The organism is Mesorhizobium sp. M0563, from assembly GCF_040321065.1.
GTDB lineage: Bacteria > Pseudomonadota > Alphaproteobacteria > Rhizobiales > Rhizobiaceae > Mesorhizobium.
Genome location: NZ_JAMYQV010000003.1, coordinates 1 through 18,824 on the forward strand (window position 1 = coordinate 1; position 18,824 = coordinate 18,824).

Sequence of the window (18,824 nt, forward strand, 5' to 3'; positions counted from 1 at the left end):
ACCGTGATCTCCACGCTCGCTTTCGCGATCCTGATTGCGGCGGCCAATCAGCATTGGCCGATATGGACGCTGTTCGTGTCATCGCTGCTGGCTGCTGTCATGCCCAGCATCCCGGCAATGGTGCGCGCGCGCTGGACTGAGATCTTCCGCAACCGTCCCGAGCTGAACACCGCGTTCGCCTTTGAATCGGCGGCGGACGAACTGGTCTACATCGCCGGGGCATCGCTGTCGGTGGGGCTGAGCGTCGCGCTTTTCCCGGAAGCGGGAGTGCTCGCGAGCACATTGTTCCTCGCCCTCGGTTCGACGGCTTTCATCCTGCAGCGTTCGACCGAACCGCGAGCCAGACCGGTGGAACATGGTTCGGGCGGTTCGGCAATCCGCCTGCGGCCGGTCCAGATCCTCACCTTGGCCCTGATCTTCATTGGCGCGACCTTTGCAACCACGGAGGTGAGCACGGTGGCGATCACCAAGGAGCTTGGCCAGCCGGGCGCCGCCAGCTTCGTTATCGGCGTCTACGCGCTCGGATCGTTCGTCGTCGGCATCATTATCGGCGCCCTGAACCTGAAAGTGCCGCTGCAAATTCAACTTGCCATCGCAATCGCCATCATTGCGCTTACCACGCTGCCGCTGCTCGTCGCCGACACCGTGCCGCTGCTGGCACTGGCCGTCTTCGTCAGCGGCGTGGCGATCTCGCCGACCTTCATCACGGCATTCGGTCTGATCGAGCGGCGCGTGCCCGAGGCGGTGCTGACCGAAGGCGTGACCTGGGTGATGACCGGCATTGGCATCGGCATGGCGCTCGGCTCATTCGCCGCCGGCTGGGTGGTGGACGCTTTCGGCGCGCAGAACGGGTTCTGGGTATCGGTGGCGTCGGGCACAATCGCATTGGTCATCGTGCTTGCCGGCCAGCGCAGCCTTGCCGCGCCGGATTGCGACATTGCAGCCTGCGACGCTGCTGCGGTCGCTGCGGAATAGCTTCCGGTGCGTCCGGCCCGAGGCGGGGGCCGGACGCATACCAGCATCGTGAGAACGGTCTAAAGAATCTCGGTCTTGGCGATGTGGATGCCAAAACCTTCGAGGCCGACATAATGGCGCTCGCGCGAGGCGATCAGATTGATCGAGGAAATGCCGAGATCCTTGAGGATTTGCGCGCCGAGGCCGATCTCGCGCCATTCGTTCTCGCGCCGGCGCGCCTCTTCATGGTCCTCGCGGTCGCCGGCAGCCGGCCGCTTGCGCTCCTGATGGGCGACGCCGACCGACCCTTCGCGCAGATAGACGATGACGCCGCGCTTGCGCTCACCCATCGCCTTCATGATGGCGTCCAGCCTGTGGCTGGTGCCGAAGACGTCACTCACCACGTCCTCGGAATGAAGGCGCACCGGCACCTCGACGCCGTCGCGGATATCGCCGAAGACGACCGCCACGTGATGCATGGAATCCCAGGGCAGCGTATAGGTAAAGACCTGCGCCTTGCCGCCGGGCGTCTCGATGTCGGAACAGGCGACGCGTTCGACCAGCGTTTCCTTGCGTTGCCGGTAGGCGATGAGGTCGGCAACCGAGATCTGCTTCAACCCGTGCTTTTCGGCGAAGGCCTGCACCTGCGGGCCGCGCATCACGGTGCCGTCATCGTTGACCAGCTCGGAAATGACGCCGACCGGCGGCAGGCCGGCGAGCTTGCAAAGGTCGACAGCGGCTTCGGTATGGCCCGAACGCATCAGTACGCCGCCCTCGCGCGCGATCAGCGGAAAGATGTGGCCGGGGCGCACGAAATCGGACGCGCCGACATTGCCATTGGCGAGATTGCGCACCGTCAGCGTGCGGTCGTCCGCCGAAATGCCAGTCGTGGTGCCGTGCTTGAAGTCGACGCTGACGGTAAAGGCAGTGGTGTGGGCTGAATCATTGTCGGCCACCATCGGCGACAGGTTGAGCCGCTTGGCTTCCTCGCGCGGCATCGGCGTGCAGACGATGCCTGACGTGTTGCGGACGATGAACGCCATCTTTTCCGGCGTGCAATGGACGGCGGCGACGATCAGGTCGCCCTCGTTCTCGCGCCCGTCATCGTCCATGACGACGACGATCTCGCCGCGCTCGAAGGCGCGCAGGGCTTCAACGATCTTCTTCTGGTCGTAAGGCATAAGCGCTCGTTTCACTCGCAGGGGAGTAGGGGAATAGGGCAGTACGGCAGTAGGGAAAAGGAAAAAATTGGCTGCTTGGCGTGCACCAACATACTCCCCTACTCCCCTACTCCCCTCCCTGTCTGTCCCCGATGCCGCAGATAATGATCGGCAATGGCGCAGGCAACCATCGCCTCGCCGATCGGCACGGCGCGGATGCCGACGCATGGATCGTGCCGGCCCTTGGTCATGATCTCGACGTCGTTGCCGTCCTTGTCGATCGACTTTCGCGGCGTCAGGATCGACGAGGTCGGCTTGACGGCGAAACGCGCGACGATCGCCTGGCCGGTCGAGATGCCACCGAGGATGCCGCCGGCATTGTTGGACAGGAAGACCGGTTTGCCGTCATTGCCCATGCGCATCTCGTCGGCATTCTCCTCGCCGGTGATGCGGGCGGCCTCGAAACCGTTGCCGATCTCGACGCCCTTGACGGCGTTGATAGACATCAGGCCGGAGGCGATGTCCTGGTCGAGCTTGGCATAGATCGGCGCGCCAAGCCCCGCCGGCACGCCGTCGGCGACGATCTCGATGACCGCACCGACCGAGGAGCCCGCCTTGCGGATACCGTCCAGATATTTGGTGAAGACGGCGACCGACGCCGGATCGGGAGTGAAGAACGGGTTTTCGGCGTCACCGACGAAATTCCAGTTCCAGTTGGCGCGATCGATCGATCTTTCGCCCATCGACACCAGCGCGCCGCGCACCACCATGCCTGGCACGATTTTGCGGGCAAGCGCCCCGGCCGCCACTCGCGCCGCAGTCTCACGCGCCGAGGAGCGACCGCCGCCGCGGTAATCGCGCAGGCCGTATTTGACCTCGTAAGTGTAGTCGGCATGGCCCGGCCGGAACTGGCGGGCGATGTCGCCATAGTCCTTGGAGCGCTGGTCGACATTCTCGATCAGCATCGACACCGGCGTGCCGGTGGTGATCATCGTCTCCCCGTCCTCATCGACAATAAAGCCGGACAGGACCTTGACCTCGTCAGGTTCGCGACGCTGGGTCACAAAACGTGACTGGCCGGGGCGACGCTTGTCGAGTTCGGCCTGGATCTCGTCGCGAGTGAAGCGGATGCCGGGCGGACAGCCATCGACGACACAGCCCAGCGCCGGCCCGTGGCTTTCGCCCCAGGTGGTGACGCGGAAGAGATGGCCGAACGTGTTGTGCGACATGGAACCAGCCCTGCCGGCGTCGGAGCCGGCCTAGCGCATGACCTCGAAAATCGGCGCGATTTTCGGAAAGGATCATGCGCAAAAAAAATCAAAAGTGCTACAGCGTTCGTTGCGCGCCCAGGAGGACGCGGCGCTGCAGGCTGCAGCTTGCCTTCTATTGGCGTTTTCCACAGTGGTCAAACTGTGATCCGGCGGATTTAGTTTTGACACATTCGATTGGTTTCTGCTCAGTTCCGTTCCGTTGGACCGAGCCGCTGTACCGGCAATGATTAAAGAGGACGATGATGCGTATCCTGATTGGCGCTGTTGCCGCCACGCTGTTGATTTCCACCGCCGCCTTCGCCGGCCAGACCGAAGGCCTGATCAAGAAGGTCGACAAGGACGCGCTGACGCTGACGCTGGACGACGGCAAGTCCTACAAGCTGAACGCCGAAACCGATCTCGATGCGCTGAAACCGGGCATGGACATCGTCCTCGCCTATGACGTGACGAATGGCGAGAACGTCGTCACCGACATGGAACTGCCGGACACCGGATCGACCGAGTAGGGCGCGTCGGTGCCGGCCCGACCTGGTCTCAACATACGCTACCTCATCGGTCTCAAAGCCACTCCAGGCGCCGGCCGTCCAGCCTGAGCAGGCGGTCCTGCGGCACTTCCATGCTGACCGCCTCTTGTTCAGACATCCCCAGCACCAGGCGGAACAGCGCGCGCATGACGCCACCATGGGTCACGCAGACCGTCTGGCGATCGAGAGCGTCGAACCACGGCTTCACCCGTTCGAGCAGCATCTGATAGCTTTCGGCGCCTTCGCCGGGCGGCTGGAAATTCCATTTATCGAGGCGGCGGTGCCTGGTCGAACCGGGATCGTTCGCCTCGAGTTCGGCAAAGGTGAAACCCTGCCAGTCGCCAAAGCTCAATTCTACGAGTAGCGGCTCGGTACGATAGGCGTGCGGATCGAGCTTCATCGCCGCGCGCAGGCGCTCCATCGTCTCGCGCGTGCGCCGCATCGGGCTGGCGACAAAGTCGAAATCTTCGGGCCTGTCGATGAGGTCGGCCAGCCTACGCCCGTTGCGGCTAGCCTGCTCGCGGCCAAGCTCGTTGAGGTCGGTATCGGCCTGCCCCTGCAGCCGGGCCTCGGCGTTCCACGCCGTCTGGCCGTGGCGCACGATATAGACGAGCGGGTACATCAGGTCTTCCGGAAGAGGTCAGGCGGTGGCGTCAGTCCTTGACCGTCGAAATATCCGGCGCGTCGACCGCCTTCATGCCGACAACATGATAGCCGGAATCGACATGATGGATCTCGCCGGTGACGCCGCGCGAAAGGTCGGACAGGAAATAGACGCCGGAATCGCCAACCTCCTCCTGCGTGACCGTCTGCTTCAACGGCGAATTGTATTCGTTCCACTTCAGGATGTAGCGGAAGTCGCCGATGCCGGATGCGGCAAGCGTCTTGATCGGGCCGGCGGAGATCGCGTTGACGCGGATCTTCTTGGCGCCGAGGTCGACGGCCAGATAGCGCACGCTGGCCTCGAGTGCCGCCTTGGCGACACCCATGACGTTGTAGTGCGGCATCACCTTTTCCGCGCCGTAATAGGTCAGCGTCAGCAGCGAGCCGCCATCGGTCATCAAAGGCTCGGCACGTTTGGCGATGGTGGTGAAGGAATAGACCGAAATATCCATGGTGCGCAGGAAATTGTCGCGCGTCGTCTCGACATAGCGGCCGGTCAGCTCGTCCTTGTCGGAGAAGGCGATGGCGTGGACGAGGAAATCGAGCTTGCCCCAATGACTGGCGATATCGGCGAACACCGCATCGAGGCTGGCCGGGTCGGTCACGTCGCAATGGCCGGCGACATGCGCGCCCAGTTCCGCCGCAAGCGGCTCGACGCGTTTCTTGAACGCCTCGCCCTGATAGGTCAGCGCGATCTCGGCGCCGTGGTCGACACAGGCCTTGGCTATGCCGTAAGCGATCGAGCGATTGTTGGCGATGCCAAGGATAAGGCCGCGCTTGCCGGCCATAAGGCCCCGTCCACCCGCCATGTCAGCGCTCTCCGCAAGGTTCTCTACTTTGTGGAGTGCCTATCGCACAGCCACAGTGCCCCTTCAAGCGTTCAAAGCGGACAGTTCGGGGACAAAGCCGTTGAGTCCCGCCAACCCACAGCGAGAGGTCCTGAGGTTCCGGCGATCGCCGCTCTGTAATTTGTGCTCTGTCATACTTTTGATAGTATGCCCTGTCAGCGAGGGTGACATGTCGCATAAGAGCCGAGTTGATGTTCCGAAGGCGGGGACTGGCTCGCGCCTTCCGATCGGCAGGGAGTTGATGGACGACGGCATCGAGGCCCGTCACGAGCGGCGCGTACTAACCGCGCTTTGCTACGATCTCGTAGGCTCCACCGAGTTGCTCAGCCTGCTCGGCATCGAAGATTTTGAGGAACTTATCTTGGCGTTTCAAATGGCCGCCAGGAAAGCGATCGTGTCGTGCTCCGGAACCGTGAGGGTCGAGGTCGGCGACGGCGGCGTCGCTGTGTTCCCAGTCGATCTGGGTGCGAAGGATGCGGCGTCGCTGACCATCAGCGCCGGACTTGAGATCGTCAGGGCATGCAAGCTCCTTGCCGCGGAGAAAGGGAGGAGCGACCTACATGTGAGGGTCGGTGTGGCGACCTCGATGACGCTAATCCTGAAGGGGGATACCGCTGCAGCGCAGGACACGGTAACCGGCCCTGCATTTGCGCTGGCAACCAGGCTGCAGGCAATCGCCCGGCCAGATACCGTCGTCGTGTGCAACGAGACGCGCAATCTGACACGGCGCTCACACGTATTTAGCTTCTGCGGTTCTCACGTCATCAAAGGGTTCGCGCAACCCGAGCAGGTCTGGCAGGCGCTGAGCCACAAGCGGGGGGTAGACCGTTTCTTCGCGTTCGGACGCCTCACCAGCCCCTTGATCGACCGTGCGGATGAGGCCGAGCTGATACATGAATGTTGGAATGAAGCCGTTTCGGGACGTGGCCAAGTCATCGTGATCGAGGGCGAAGCCGGCATTGGCAAGTCGCGCATCCTACACGAGGTGCGCCGGCGAACGCGCTTCCAACGCAACAGGTTGCTCCTCTTCCAATGTATGCCAGGCGACTCGCGTTCGACGCTGTATCCACTGCGGCAGGCGATGCTGGGCAATTTCGACGACGGCGAGCGTGCACTCACCCCTGCGCTTGTGGCCGAGGTGTTCGCCGCAAATGACGTTCACGACGCCGAAGTCGTCGACATCTTTTCTTTTCTGCTCGGCGTGGAAGGCGCGAGGTCCGGTTTCCATGAGATGGATCCGGAAGTGGTCCGGGAGAAGGCCGATTGGGCTGCGCGCCATGCGTTACAAGCAACGTGCGCCAGTGGCCCAGTGGTCTTGATCGTTGAAGATATTCACTGGATCGACCTTACGTCGAAGCAACTGCTGGGTGAACTTGCAAAGCTGGTTCCTAGTTTCCCCGTGCTCTTGATCGCAACGGCGAGGCCGGGATGTGGCGACTGGCTGGACGATAAAAGCAAGCATGTCTTGCTCGCTCCCCTTGAGCATGCCGACACCTTGCGGGCAATCGCGACCATGTGGCCTCAAGGCAAGCGAGCGCCTGCGCCTGAGCTGATAGAGTTGGTCGAGCGCGTCACCGGCGGTGTACCCCTGTTCATCGAGGAAGTTTGCCAATGGATGGCGGAGAATGCCGCTAGCGGTACGGAGCAGCTGCCACAGGGCGTTTCGCTCGGCCGCGCGGCAGTGTTGGAAACAGTGTTGGATGCCCGGCTTGAGCCTCTCGGCCGCGCCCGCGAGGTGGCGCGTGCGGCCGCCGTCGCTGGCAACAGATTCAGCCTGGACTTGCTATCGGCGCTCTTGCCGGAATTTGACCCGGGCACAATCTCTGCGGCGCTCGATGCCCTGGCCGAGGCAGGCTTCGTACGCGCCAGGCACGCAGCAGCAACAGTGTACGCGTTTCGGCATGTGCTTATCCAAGAGACGATCTATAATGGAACACTGCGGAAACGGCGGCAGATCCTGCATCAGCGTCTTTACGCGGTGGCTAGTGACAACCGCAGCCTCGTTGGCTGGCTAACAACGGCAGCTCTTGCAGATCATGCTGAGCGAGGCGGCCTGCTTGACGAAGCGATCGGCGAGTTCGTCAATGCCGGCATGGAAAGCTCGTCCCGCTCGGCCATGGCTGAGGCAAGGCAGTTGCTCGAGCATGCCATTGCGCTTTGCGAGCAGGTTTCTGATCATGACAAACGGGATGCGCTGCGGCTCTCGGCGATGGTGGCGCTCGGGCCGATACTGACCGCCGTCGAAGGGCCAAATTCCGAGCACGCCCGCAGGCTCTATGACGACGGCGTAAAGATCGCACGGCGTCGGCCGATAGCGGAGCGCGCCAAGTGGTTCCCGATCTATTGGGGTTGGTGGTTCACGGGTTCGGTCGTTGACGGCGAGCGGGCGCAGGCCGTCGTCAGTGATCTACAGGAGGTTAACGACCCCGAGATTCAGCTTCAGGCTAGGCACTGCTTGTGGGCAGTCGATTTCAATCGCGGAGACCATGGTGGATGCATAACCGCGATTGATGCTGGACTGCCGCTCTATGACGTGGGCCAGGGGCACGCGAATGCCACGCGTTTTGGGGGGCACGACGCGCGCGTGTGCGGCTTGGCGCATCGTGCACTGTCGCTGTGGTTCTCGGGACGTGCAACGAGCGCTCTCCACTCCATGTCGGAGGCCCGCCGCTGGGCACAGCAGACTGGCCATGTCAGCAGCATTGCGCATGCCTGTATCAACGACGCGATGCTGAGTTGCTACCGCCGCGACTTCACTTCGTTACGTGACGTGATTGAGGATCTGCGACAGCTGACCGCGCTTCATCACCTGCCTTCGCTAGTCGTCTCGGCACAAATCTTCGAGGGCTGGTGCGATGGCAACGCTGGCCAACTCGAGCGGGGCAAGGACAAGATGCGTGAGGCCCTCGGCCTGCATGGACAAGTGCAGACACCCGAGGACGAGCCCGTCTATTGCGGCATGCTAGCGGAACTTCTCGCGCGCTCGGGTGAGATCAGTCACGCGCTTGCCCTGCTTCATTCGGCGGTGGCGCAGGCCGAGGCGGGTGGCAGCCGATATTGGCTGGCGGAACTACACCGGCGAATTGCACAACTTCTCGTCCTTGACAGGGCGGCAGCTGGCCGGGTGGCAGCTGCCCTTGAGAAGAGCCTCAATACTGCAGCCGAGCAAAATGCCGTGCCCATCCTCATCGCGGCCTACGAGACGCTCAGTGCGTCAAATCTCTCGCCCGAACTGCTTCGGCGCTACAACGACCGTGTCGAAGCGGCAAGGAAGTCGGTTGAGCCCGGCGAACCGCTGATCGTGAACCCTGAGCCGGAACTGCGGGCCAGCCGATAGTGGAACAATATGAGCGCCTTGGTCCTCCGGCAGACGAAGCGCTGACCTATCTGATGTCGATGCGACAAGCGTTGGGCATCACCCGTATTGCGGACATTACCGGCCTGGACCGTGTCGGCATCCCGGTCGTGCAGGCAACGAGGCCGTTCTCGTTTTCAAACGCGGTCGCGCAGGGAAAGGGCGCCAACCTAGCTCGCGCTGCGATATCGGCCATTTTGGAATCCGCTGAAAGCTTTTTCGCCGAGCGCATCGAACATCTTGATGCAGCTTACGCTTCGGCCAAATTACTACAGATACCCTACGGGCGATTTGAGATGTGGCTGCGAGAGCCCGCACGTGCTGATTGGCGCGGCCGAGAAATCGCTTGGGTAGAGGCGGAAAACCTGCTGGGCGGCGGCCGCGACTTCGTTCCGCTGGAATTGGTGCACACGGCCTATCTCGTACCGCCGAGCCCCTGTGACGGAATTTTCACGCCAACGACAACCGGACTGGCGGCCGCACTTGATGAAACAGACGCCATCACACACGGCATATTGGAATGCGTCGAACGCGATGCGATCGCCCGCGCTCTCAAGACGCATGGCTTTCTGCATCACCAGCGAATCGATCCAGCGACCATCGATGACGCAAGGGTCTTGGCCCTATTGGATGAACTTGCACGAAAGGACATGATCGTCGGCCTTTGGCTTGCGCCGTCGCCTGTTGGCCTGCCTGTGATTTGGTGCCATCTGATGGAGAGCAATCCTCGCGAGACGGCATTGCTCCATCTGCCAGCCGATGGCTCGGCCGCTGCATTCGATCCGGCGGCAGCTGCCGTCCAAGCGATCCACGAGGCGGCGCAGGCGCGGCTTGCGGCGATCTCGGGTGCGCGCGATGACATGACCCGGGCGTCTTATCCGAAATATCCCGACTGGCAGCTTATCGAGGCGCACCGCCAGCTGATCACCGACGGCCGAAAAGACGTGAGTTTCGCCCGCCAGCCTGCCCATCGAGCGGCGTACGGGCAGACCTTGCGTGGCAGCCTTCTCGCGAGACTGGAGGAAAGCGGAATCAGCGCCGTTTATCTGGTCCGCCTCAAAACCAGCCCTTGGAACCGGCTGTCGGCCGTCAGGATAGTTATCCCCCAATTGTACCCTTTGGTGGAGTGAGCGGATGCGACCTCGGCTCGTTTTCACCGGCCCCACGCTATCGCATCCAGAGGCACAGCAGGTGGCCGACGTGATCTGCCTGGCGCCGGCGGTGCAAGGCTCAATCATAGCTGCGGTGCAGCGTTATGACCCCGCTGCAATTGTCATCATAGACGGCGCTTTCCAGGCTGAGCCGGCAGTGAGGCACAAGGAGATACTGTGGGCGATCAGCCAGGCCATTCCGGTGATTGGTGCCGGAAGCATGGGAGCCTTGCGAGCCGCCGAGCTTTACCCATACATGCACGGCGTTGGCCTTATCTATCGATGGTACCGCCGCTTTGCTTTGCTGCCTGACGACGCAGTGGCAGTGCTGTACGGTCCGAAGGCGGTGAATTTTTCGCCACTAACGCACGCTTTGGTTGATTTGCGAATGACCATCCGCGCTGCTTGGAGGCGGAACCTGATCTCCACCGATTTGTCAGGAAAGCTTGAGAATGTGGCCCGGAACCTCAATTTTCGGGAACGTACGCTGTCGCGAATGGTCCGCGAGGCATTGCCGGAAGCCAGTGATCATGATTTCGAAGTCTGCCGGCAAATTCTCGCAGGAGCTTTCGTTCAGCAAAAGAAACGCGACGCACTGTCAGCTCTGCAATTTATGCGCGAAAATGCATTGGTGCCGGCGGAATTGAAGAATTTCAGAATGACGGTCGCGTTTGTCCAGGATTTGGAGGACGCCGGCTTAGCAATCTGACGACAGAGTTGCCGGTGATACTTGGTGCAATTTACGAAGTGCAGGCTTCGTGATAGTGTCGCAGACCATGGGAGGGGCCGCGCAGTGGGAGGGGCCGCGAAGTTGAACGCGCTCGATGTCGCCGGTCGGGCGGGGATGTCGGCTGGAACACGCTTCCTGCTATACCCACAAGCGCCTTACGTTTCTGGGTACGAGAAACCCGAGGTAGTCTGGATTTCAACATCGCCTGGTTTGATCCATCCGGGCCCGGAGGATCGTCGCATATACGTGCGTGATCCCGTGCTGGACAAGCAGCCGTACGAGTATCCCTACCTGCCGCCCTTCGTTGGCGCGTATTTCCCACCAGCCGAACCCGGCTTTGATGGTCATTTCGACCACCTCTCTCTTCAGTCGCGCCAGTTCCTGGCAGCGCATGCGTTCGCGGCTGCGAGCCGGGTGCTGGACATCTGGGAAAGCTATCTGGGCAAGCCGATTGTCTGGTACTTCGCCGAAACATACGAGCGGCTTGAGATCATTCCCTGGGTTGACTGGGAGAATGCGCAATCGGGGTATGGCTATCTGGAGCTTGGCCGCGAGCGTGGAGCCGATGGGCACGGCCATCCATATGCCCTAAACTTCGACGTGATCGCGCATGAAATGGGTCACTCCATACTCTTTTCTCTCTTCGGAGTGCCTAAGGAAGGCCTGCAGGACGGCGACTTCGGGCCGTTCCACGAAGCCAACGCCGATCTTATTTCGCTGCTTTCGTTCCTGCATTTCGACAGCGGGATGGATCGTTTGTTACGGCACAGCCAGGCAAACCTGCTTGTCCTCAACGAGCTCAACCGCATCGCCGAACTGACGGGCGACCGCCAGATCCGCCTTGCCAGTAACTCGCGCAAGATGACGGAAGTGACCGAAGAGATTCATGACAGGTCCCGCCCCTTCACGGGAGCGGTGTTCGATACCTTGGTCGATCTCTACCATGCCGGCCTGGTGCGGCAGGGCCTGGCCGACGAGCGCCTGCTTCGCTTCGACATCAGGCAGGTTGGCGAAGCCGACATGCGGCACATCTCCAACTTCACGGGCGATGCATTCCGGGCCAGTCCATTCCTTTTCAAGACCGAGCTAATCAAGGCGCGCGACGATGTCGCGCTTGCGCTAGCGCGCGCGTGGGCGCGGCTCGATGCCGATCATCTCACATTCGCAGTCGCAGCCTCCGCCATCATCGAAGTGTCCGACCACATCCGCCCGGCGATAGCGGCAAGCTTCGAGGAGAACTTCAGGTGGCGGGAAATTTTATGAACTGGTGATTACAACGGAGGAGAAGCAACATGAGCGACGATTTTCACCGACCGACACTGACTTTTCCCGATGGCGCGTATAACGCCAGCCAAGCAAGGCTCTACGGCATCCCCGGGAGTCGTGGTCTCGTGTTCCCGGGGAGTTCAAAGGCCGTCGGTACAAACAACACAAGCATTTCTTCAAATATATCTATGGACGATCCAAAAGATGATGAGAAAACTAATGCAGAGGTTAAGAAAGCAATAGAGGAATTAAGAGGTACAGGGAAAAATATATTATCTGACGAAGAAGTATTCAAAAAACTTATTACCATACCTGACTTTCCGTGGCCCATAGGACTGTCGTACCAAATTGCACTCGACACGAGAAAGTTTGGTAAAATAGCTTTATCAACATTGATAACAATAAAAGAGGCACTAGCGGAAGGACAATTGCTTTCTTGTGGGATTATTGTTGGTTATTCATATGAAGGACATTGCTATGATCTACCGAAACCGAAAATCATGTTAATCCCAGCCTTTCCTGAAAAAATCCCGCCCGACGATTGCGGCTATGACAAGAAAAATAACCAAAATGGGAGTGTGGAGGATAGATACATGCTTTGGATCGTCGACAAGCTTGATGAGTGCATTGAATTCGAAACGAACCAGGGGTTCGTCGAACAGATCGTTCTCGATGCAAATCTGCCCGGCAAGCGCTCGCCCACGATGTATGCTTCCCGGATGATGATGGGGCACCGCGGGGGAAGACTTGGCGACTGATAGGCGCGAGTGCGCGCATGACCGATCGCGAGTTGTGGTCGGCTAGCCCCAGTTCGGCTTCCGTCAGCCCTTTCGCCTGCCCATCAGCGCCTCGAGCTCGGCGTCGCCGCCTTCCGGCAGCATCAGCCGCACATGCGCATAGAGGTCGGCGTGACCGCCGGCCTTTTCCGGCAGGCCCCTGCCCTTCAGCCGCAGAACCTTGTCCGAGCTTGACCAAGGGGGAACATTGACCGCAATCCTGCCGGTCGGAGTTTCGACCGCCACCTTGGCGCCATGCACCGCATCGGCCAGTTCCACCGGCAGGTCGACATGCAGGTCGCGGCCCTCGACGCGGTAGCGCGGGTGCCGGCGAAAGCGGATCTTGACCAGTGCATCGCCCGGCTGCCCCGGCCCTTGCTCACCCTGGCCTTTCAGGCGGATGGTCTGGCCGTCCTCGACATAGGCCGGCAACTTGACCGCCATCTTGCGGCCGTCGGGGAACATCGCCGTCACCTTCTCCGCGGTGGCGGCTTCCTCGATGGTGACGTCCAGCGTCACGTTGAGATCGGCGGCGGTCGGGGCCTGACGGCGGCCGCCCGTGCCGGCGCCGCGCTGCTGGGTGAAAGCATCGCCGAATATCTGGCTGAAGATGTCGCTGTTGCCGTCGAACGGATCACCGCCGGGACGGCCCGTGCGGAATTCGAAATGCGCGCCGCCCGGCCCTTGCTGCCGGCGGAAACCGGCGAAAGGATCGGCACCGCCGGCCGCGCCTTCGAAACCCTGGAAACGCGGTTTGCCGTCGGCATCGATCTCGCCGCGATCGAAAGCCGCCCGGTTCTTCTCGTCGCCGACAATCTCGTACGCCTGGTTGGCGGCGGCAAAACGATCCTTCGCCTTGGGATCATCCGGATTCTGGTCTGGATGATACTTCTTGGCGAGCTTCCGGTACGCCGATTTTATATCCTTGGCTGATGCGTTCTTGGCAACGCCCAGCACCTCATAGGGGTCGCGCATGCTTACTGCCCTGGAGAAGGAGTGAGTCCACGATTTGCTACCCCTATATGCGCTCGCATAGGAAGAAATTCCAGTGGCTTGCCACCATATGGCTGGCGGAAAATCAGAGCGCCTTGAAGTCCTGCATTCGCCAGGCGCTGCCGCCGGCCAGGCATACTTCGCCCTTGAACAGCACGACGCCGTCGAAGCTTTCGCGTGACGCGGTGAAGCGACGGCATGTCTCGCCGTTAGCCCTGAATTCCGCCAGTTCGGTGATGGAGCCGCGCGAGCCGGTGTCGGCATTCGCCCAGGGAACGGCCTGCCCGACCAGTTGCTCGACGTCGGCGGAGGACACGGCGTTGCGGATCGTGGCCTGATCGGAGGCGCGGTCCTGATCGAGCGGCGTGACTGAGGCCGGCGTGCTCGAGGTCAGCACCGAGCGGTCGACCTCCGCCTGCTCCAGGCTGAAGCCGCCGCCGCCACACGCGGCAAGCGGCAGGACGATTATCACGATCATGGCTTTGGCGCTGGCCGAAGCGATAACGTTCCATTGCCCACTGTCAAAAGCTTGCGCGATACGCGACAATCGGCAATCTCCCCAGCCGGCGACAAATTTGGGAAAACTATGAGCGAAACCGGGTTAACAAGCGGTGACTTTACCGAGGCGGCGGAGCCGTTCCGGCTTTTTGCGGCGTGGCTCGACGATGCGACGAAGAGCGAGATCAACGACCCCAACAGCGTGGCTCTGGCGACGGTCGATGCCGAGGGCATGCCGAATGTGCGCATGGTGCTGCTCAAGGGCTTCGATGAGGGCGGCTTCGTCTTCTACACGAACTTCGAGAGCGCCAAGGGCCGTGAGATCCTGGGCAGCATGAAAGCGGCAATGTGCTTCCACTGGAAATCGCTGCGCCGGCAGGTGCGGGCGCGCGGCCCGGTGGAGATCGTCACCGACGCCGAAGCCGATGCCTATTACGCGACCCGCCCGCGCGGCAGCCGCATCGGCGCCTGGGCCTCCAAACAGTCGCGGCCGCTGGAAAGCCGCTTCGCGCTGGAAAAGGCGGTCGCCGAATATACGGCGCGCCACGCTATCGGCGACATCCCGCGGCCAAAACACTGGTCGGGCTTCCGCATCGTGCCCCAGACCATCGAGTTCTGGCACGACCGTCCGTTCCGGCTGCACGACCGTGTCGTCTTTTCGCGCAACGCCGAGGGCGGCTGGGACAAGGTGAGGCTTTATCCGTAGGGGACGATGCCGCGCTGTTTCAATCGCAGGAGTGACTCCTATGTGGCTGCGCAGGCCATCGAGGATTTTGTAGCCCGTGAGGAATGGCAACTCGCCGAAATAGAGGCAGGATTGGCTGAAGCCTCGCGCGGCGATTTTGCCAGTGCCGGCGAGGTAGAGGCTGTTGTCGGGAAATACGTCAAGTCGACCCGCCAGGCATAAGCCACAGTCAATCCGCTAAACCGAGCGGGCGCTGCGGCGGCTTGATGAAATCGGCGCGCATGGCGAGAAAGACAATCCCGAGGCCGCCGCGAGAGTCATTGCGCGCATCGTAACGGCGGCGGGACATCTCGCCGAACAACCGCGATGGGGCGTGTCGGGCGCATCAAGGGGACACGGGAACTCGTCTTGGTCGAAGCCGTATATCATCCCTCATCGCGTCGACGGCGAGACTGTCGAAATCCTCACCGTCATGCACGCCGCCCAGCGGTGGCTTAGGCCTTGTAAGTCGCTCGGCACCCAGGTCAGGCCATACCGCCTGCGCCGAACCACCCGGAACTCCCGGGCTCCAGAGACCTGGCGCTTCCGATCTCACTTCACGATCTCGTGTGCGTGAAACGTTCCAGCTTGCGGGGACGAACCAGGGAAGGGCTCAACGCGCCGCTGGCGCAAATTCAGGAGGACGCAATGCATTCACTCAGGTTGGTCACGATAGCCGGTCTTGCCGGCCTTTTCGCTTCGCAAGCCTTTGCGGAGGACGCGATGGGGACAATGACGGTGATGAAGGGTGGCGAGGTCATGGCGATCATGCCCGATGGGCATATGGGCACCATGATGCCCGACGCGAAGATGAGCGCCGAAATGATGAAAATGGCGAAACCGATCAAGCATTGCATGATGTTGATGACCGACGCCAAAGGCAAGACATTCATGATCGACACGTCTTCGGCAAAGGCCCAGGCCGAATGTAAAAAAATGGCGATGTGACAAAGAGAGCATGGCGAGAAAACCCGCCGGTTGCTGCCGGCGGGTCCACGATGCGAGACAAGGCCAGAAGGTCTAGGCCTTTTTCCTGGTCAAGAAGGCGGTCAAGGCGGCGCGGGCTTCATCGGATTTGAGCCGCTCGCGGAAATGCTGGCTTTCCTGGCCGATGCGCTCGACAAGGTCTTCGCGCGAGCCGCGCATCAGGTCTCGCGCGATCCTCAGCGCTTGCGGCGGCTTGGCCGCGATCTGGCCCGCCGCCGCCAATACCGATGCTTCGAGTGCGTCTTCCTCGACCACCTCGTAGATCAGCCCGGCGGCCTTCGCCCGCTCGGCCGAAAAGCCCTCGCCAAGGCCAAGCAGCGCGAAAGCGCCCTGCCGGCCGAGGATCTGCGGTGCGAGCAGGCTCGAACCGGCCTCCGGCACAAGGCCGAGATCGACGAAGGGCGTCCGGAATATTGTGCGCGGCGTGGCGAACGTCAGGTCGCAATGCAGGTTGAGCGTGGTGCCGATGCCGACCGCAATCCCGTCGACGCCGGAAACCATGGGCTTTTCCACTTTGGCCAACGCCATCAGGAAATCCCAGACTTCGGTACCGCCTTCGCCGCCCGAGGCGATGACCATGAAATCGGCAAGGTCGTTGCCGGACGAGAAGGCACCGGGCACGCCGAGAAAGACATGGACGCGGATCGCCGGATCGGCGTCGCCGCCGGTAAGAGCCGCCGACATTGTCGCATACATGGCGCGGGTCAGGGCGTTCTTCTTGTCCGGACGGTTGATGCGGATGATCTGGATGGCGCCCTGGCGTTCGACGAGGATGTGGTCTGTCACGGATTGTCCTTTGTGAATTTCGGGCGTTTGCGAACGTCAGGCTGAAATCAGCGACTTGCCGGCAACGCCAAGGCTGTCGGCGCCGCCGATGACGCGCTCCTTCAGCGCGCCCACCTCGCCCAGCAGGTTCTCGGCGAAGAACCGGCAAAGCGCGATGCGGTTTTGGTCGGCAAGCGCACCGCGCGCCAGATAGGCGCTGCCAGCGGCAAGCGAGATCAGCCTGAGATAAGGCGTGGCGCCGGCCAGCGCCTCGTCGGAACGGCCTTCGGCCTGCAGGTCTTGCAGGAAACAGGTCACCTGTGTGAGGTCGTCGAGCGCCTGGTCGAGGCAATCGGCGGTGCTGCCGAAGCCTTCAAGGTTCGACGCTCGCACCGCATCGGCGACGGCCTTGAGCTCGGCGATGTAGCCATGCACATGCCGACCGCCGCCGAGCGGCAGTTTGCGCGTCACCAGATCGATTGCCTGGATGCCATTGGTGCCTTCGTAAATGGGCGCAATGCGTGCGTCGCGATAAAGCGCTGCAGCCCCCGTCTCCTCAATGAACCCCATGCCGCCATGCACCTGAAGCCCAAGCGAGGCGACTTCGACGCCGACATCGGTGGAAAACGCCTTGGCCAGCGGCGTCAAAAGATTGGCGCGTTCCTGCCAGTGCTTTGCATCCTCGCTCGCGGACGCGAGATCGATGGCGTAGGCGCAGGAATAGCAGATGGCGCGGGCAATCTGGGTCAGCGCCTTCATGGTCAAAAGACTGCGCTGGATGTCGGGGTGATGCACGATCGGCGCCATGCCGGTACCGCGATAGCTTGCCGCCTTGCCTTGCCGGCGCTCGTTGGCGTAGGCCAGCGCCTTCTGCGTCGCCGCCTCGGCGACCGCGACGCCCTGCATGCCGACGGCAAGGCGCGCATTGTTCATCATGGTGAACATGCAGGCGAGGCCTTTGTTCTCCTCGCCGACCAGCCAGCCAATCGCGCCGGGCGTGCTGCCCTCGAAGCCATCGCCATAGATCATGGTGCAGGTCGGCGAAGCGTGGATGCCCAATTTGTGCTCCAGCGCGGAGCAGAAGACGTCATTGCGCCCGCCCAGCGCGCCATCGTCGCCAACCAGGAATTTCGGCACCAGGAACAGCGAAAGGCCACGCGTGCCGGCCGGCGCGTCCGGCAGCCGCGCCAGCACCAGATGGATGATGTTGTCGGTGAAATCGTGCTCGCCATAGGTAATGAAGATCTTTTGCCCGAAGATGCGGTAGGTGCCGTCGCCGGCCGGCTCGGCACGGGTTCGCAAGGCATTCAGGTCCGAGCCGGCCTGCGGCTCGGTCAGGTTCATAGTGCCCATCCATTCGCCAGAGACCAGCTTTTCCAGATATTTGGCCTTGAGCGCTTGCGAGCCGTGCTTGTCGAGTGCTTCGACCGCACCCATGCTCAGCGTCGGAGCGATGCCGAACGCCATTGAGGCGGAGTTCCACATTTCGAGCGCGGCGGCGCCGAGCATGGCCGGCAGCGCCTGGCCGCCATACGCTTCCGGCGCGGACAGCGCGTTCCAGCCGCCATCTATCCAGCGGCGATAAAGTTCCTTCCAGCCGGTTGGCGTGGTGACGGCAGCGCCGTTGAGCACCGCGCCTTGCCGGTCGCCGATCTCATAGAGCGGCGCCACCTCCTCACTGGCGAAACGGCCGGCCTCGGCCAGAATGGCGTCGACGAGGTCTTCGCCGAGTTCGCCAAAGGTGCCGGCATCGAGCGCCGCCTTCAAGCCGGCGACATGCTTCAGGGTGAAGGCGATTTCCTCGACCGGTGCCCGATACATGGCGCTCGCTTCTCCTCAGCCTGGCTCTCCTCAGTCCGGCAGGCCAAGTTAAGACCCGTGCCGGCGCAAAATCATCTGCTTTCGGAGTTCCCTGTCCATCTTCTTTTTACGTAAACGTCAAACTTTGTCACGTGGATTTTGCAATTGCCACGACGCAGGCTAAATTCGCCAAGATAGAGCAGAATACCGAAATAGGATTGCCTCGTGCTCGCAGACCTGACGCCCATCGCTGCATCGAATGCGCCTGCTTTGGCGGGCGGCCGGTTTTTGCTATCATGAAGGTAAGGTCGAGAACGGCGCAGCCTATTGGTCGGATCGCGGCACATTGTGCTCACCAC

Annotated in this window: 19 protein-coding genes and 1 pseudogene; 12 read left to right on the forward strand and 8 right to left on the reverse strand. The window is 61.7% G+C overall.

Annotation, left to right across the window (positions count from 1 at the left end):
* A partial coding sequence (locus NKI50_RS05310) for an MFS transporter (RefSeq protein WP_352715660.1) occupies positions 1-975 on the forward strand: 975 nt, incomplete at its 5' end.
* Positions 976-1,034: 59 nt separating this feature from the next.
* On the opposite strand, the gene ribB is transcribed toward NKI50_RS05310, so the two are convergent.
* Positions 1,035-2,135, reverse strand: coding sequence for a 3,4-dihydroxy-2-butanone-4-phosphate synthase (gene ribB / locus NKI50_RS05315; RefSeq protein ID WP_023716904.1), 1,101 nt, complete (start codon positions 2,133-2,135; stop codon positions 1,035-1,037).
* A 98-nt stretch (positions 2,136-2,233) separates the two neighbouring features.
* Positions 2,234-3,343: a chorismate synthase gene (aroC, locus tag NKI50_RS05320; RefSeq protein WP_352483721.1), complete on the reverse strand. Its 1,110-nt coding sequence runs from the start codon at positions 3,341-3,343 to the stop codon at positions 2,234-2,236.
* A gap of 37 nt (positions 3,344-3,380) precedes the next feature.
* Here aroC and NKI50_RS05325 point away from each other — a divergent pair, with 37 nt between their 5' ends.
* Both NKI50_RS05325 and NKI50_RS05330 read left to right on the forward strand, forming a co-directional pair.
* On the forward strand, positions 3,381-3,530 hold the full coding sequence (locus NKI50_RS05325) for a hypothetical protein (protein ID WP_352715663.1): 150 nt from the start codon (positions 3,381-3,383) through the stop codon (positions 3,528-3,530).
* A 97-nt stretch (positions 3,531-3,627) separates the two neighbouring features.
* Complete coding sequence (locus NKI50_RS05330) at positions 3,628-3,891, forward strand: DUF1344 domain-containing protein (protein WP_023716902.1); 264 nt, start codon at positions 3,628-3,630, stop codon at positions 3,889-3,891.
* Positions 3,892-3,943: 52 nt separating this feature from the next.
* On the opposite strand, the gene NKI50_RS05335 is transcribed toward NKI50_RS05330, so the two are convergent.
* Both NKI50_RS05335 and fabI read right to left on the reverse strand, forming a co-directional pair.
* The gene (locus tag NKI50_RS05335) at positions 3,944-4,531 is read right to left on the reverse strand and encodes a histidine phosphatase family protein (RefSeq protein WP_352715666.1); all 588 of its coding nucleotides are present in this window, start codon (positions 4,529-4,531) and stop codon (positions 3,944-3,946) included.
* 31 nt (positions 4,532-4,562) lie between these two features.
* Positions 4,563-5,381, reverse strand: a complete 819-nt coding sequence (gene fabI, locus NKI50_RS05340; RefSeq protein WP_352589000.1) for an enoyl-ACP reductase FabI — start codon at positions 5,379-5,381, stop codon at positions 4,563-4,565.
* A 280-nt stretch (positions 5,382-5,661) separates the two neighbouring features.
* On the opposite strand from fabI, the gene NKI50_RS05345 reads away from it, so the two are divergent.
* From NKI50_RS05345 to NKI50_RS05365, 5 genes are all read left to right on the forward strand, one after another.
* Positions 5,662-8,757, forward strand: coding sequence for an ATP-binding protein (locus NKI50_RS05345; RefSeq protein WP_352715670.1), 3,096 nt, complete (start codon positions 5,662-5,664; stop codon positions 8,755-8,757).
* Entirely contained in the window at positions 8,757-9,905 is a 1,149-nt protein-coding gene (locus NKI50_RS05350) for a YcaO-like family protein (RefSeq protein WP_352715673.1), read from the forward strand. Before NKI50_RS05345 ends, NKI50_RS05350 begins: the two co-directional genes overlap by 1 nt.
* 61 nt (positions 9,906-9,966) lie before the next feature.
* Positions 9,967-10,635 carry a TfuA-like protein gene (locus NKI50_RS05355; RefSeq protein WP_352715676.1) on the forward strand — a complete coding sequence of 223 codons (669 nt, stop codon included), beginning with the start codon at positions 9,967-9,969 and terminating at the stop codon, positions 10,633-10,635.
* A 135-nt stretch (positions 10,636-10,770) separates the two neighbouring features.
* Positions 10,771-11,919: a gluzincin family metallopeptidase gene (locus NKI50_RS05360; RefSeq protein WP_502895965.1), complete on the forward strand. Its 1,149-nt coding sequence runs from the start codon at positions 10,771-10,773 to the stop codon at positions 11,917-11,919.
* A gap of 29 nt (positions 11,920-11,948) precedes the next feature.
* Positions 11,949-12,680 carry a hypothetical protein gene (locus NKI50_RS05365; RefSeq protein WP_352715682.1) on the forward strand — a complete coding sequence of 244 codons (732 nt, stop codon included), beginning with the start codon at positions 11,949-11,951 and terminating at the stop codon, positions 12,678-12,680.
* 63 nt (positions 12,681-12,743) lie between these two features.
* On the opposite strand, the gene NKI50_RS05370 is transcribed toward NKI50_RS05365, so the two are convergent.
* Together NKI50_RS05370 and NKI50_RS05375 are read right to left on the reverse strand one after the other, a co-directional pair.
* Complete coding sequence (locus NKI50_RS05370) at positions 12,744-13,673, reverse strand: DnaJ C-terminal domain-containing protein (RefSeq protein ID WP_352715685.1); 930 nt, start codon at positions 13,671-13,673, stop codon at positions 12,744-12,746.
* Between the two features lie 103 nt (positions 13,674-13,776).
* On the reverse strand, positions 13,777-14,238 hold the full coding sequence (locus NKI50_RS05375) for an RT0821/Lpp0805 family surface protein (protein ID WP_352715688.1): 462 nt from the start codon (positions 14,236-14,238) through the stop codon (positions 13,777-13,779).
* Positions 14,239-14,277: 39 nt separating this feature from the next.
* Here NKI50_RS05375 and pdxH point away from each other — a divergent pair, with 39 nt between their 5' ends.
* The 4 genes and pseudogenes from pdxH to NKI50_RS05395 all read left to right on the forward strand — a co-directional run bounded on the left by pdxH (position 14,278) and on the right by NKI50_RS05395 (position 15,861).
* Complete coding sequence (gene pdxH / locus NKI50_RS05380) at positions 14,278-14,895, forward strand: pyridoxamine 5'-phosphate oxidase (protein ID WP_292663882.1); 618 nt, start codon at positions 14,278-14,280, stop codon at positions 14,893-14,895.
* 27 nt (positions 14,896-14,922) lie between these two features.
* Positions 14,923-15,096: pseudogene (locus NKI50_RS05385) on the forward strand (CopG family ribbon-helix-helix protein); the annotation flags it as partial.
* Positions 15,097-15,145: 49 nt separating this feature from the next.
* Positions 15,146-15,490, forward strand: a complete 345-nt coding sequence (locus tag NKI50_RS05390) for a type II toxin-antitoxin system RelE/ParE family toxin (protein WP_352483738.1) — start codon at positions 15,146-15,148, stop codon at positions 15,488-15,490.
* A 71-nt stretch (positions 15,491-15,561) separates the two neighbouring features.
* A complete protein-coding gene (locus NKI50_RS05395; RefSeq protein WP_023716881.1) occupies positions 15,562-15,861 on the forward strand; it encodes a hypothetical protein in 300 nt (99 codons plus the stop codon).
* A gap of 72 nt (positions 15,862-15,933) precedes the next feature.
* Here NKI50_RS05395 and NKI50_RS05400 read toward each other — a convergent pair whose 3' ends face one another.
* Together NKI50_RS05400 and NKI50_RS05405 are read right to left on the reverse strand one after the other, a co-directional pair.
* The gene (locus tag NKI50_RS05400) at positions 15,934-16,686 is read right to left on the reverse strand and encodes a crotonase/enoyl-CoA hydratase family protein (RefSeq protein WP_352483724.1); all 753 of its coding nucleotides are present in this window, start codon (positions 16,684-16,686) and stop codon (positions 15,934-15,936) included.
* A 36-nt stretch (positions 16,687-16,722) separates the two neighbouring features.
* Positions 16,723-18,486, reverse strand: coding sequence for an acyl-CoA dehydrogenase family protein (locus NKI50_RS05405; protein WP_352715692.1), 1,764 nt, complete (start codon positions 18,484-18,486; stop codon positions 16,723-16,725).
* Between the last annotated feature and the right edge of the window lie 338 nt (positions 18,487-18,824).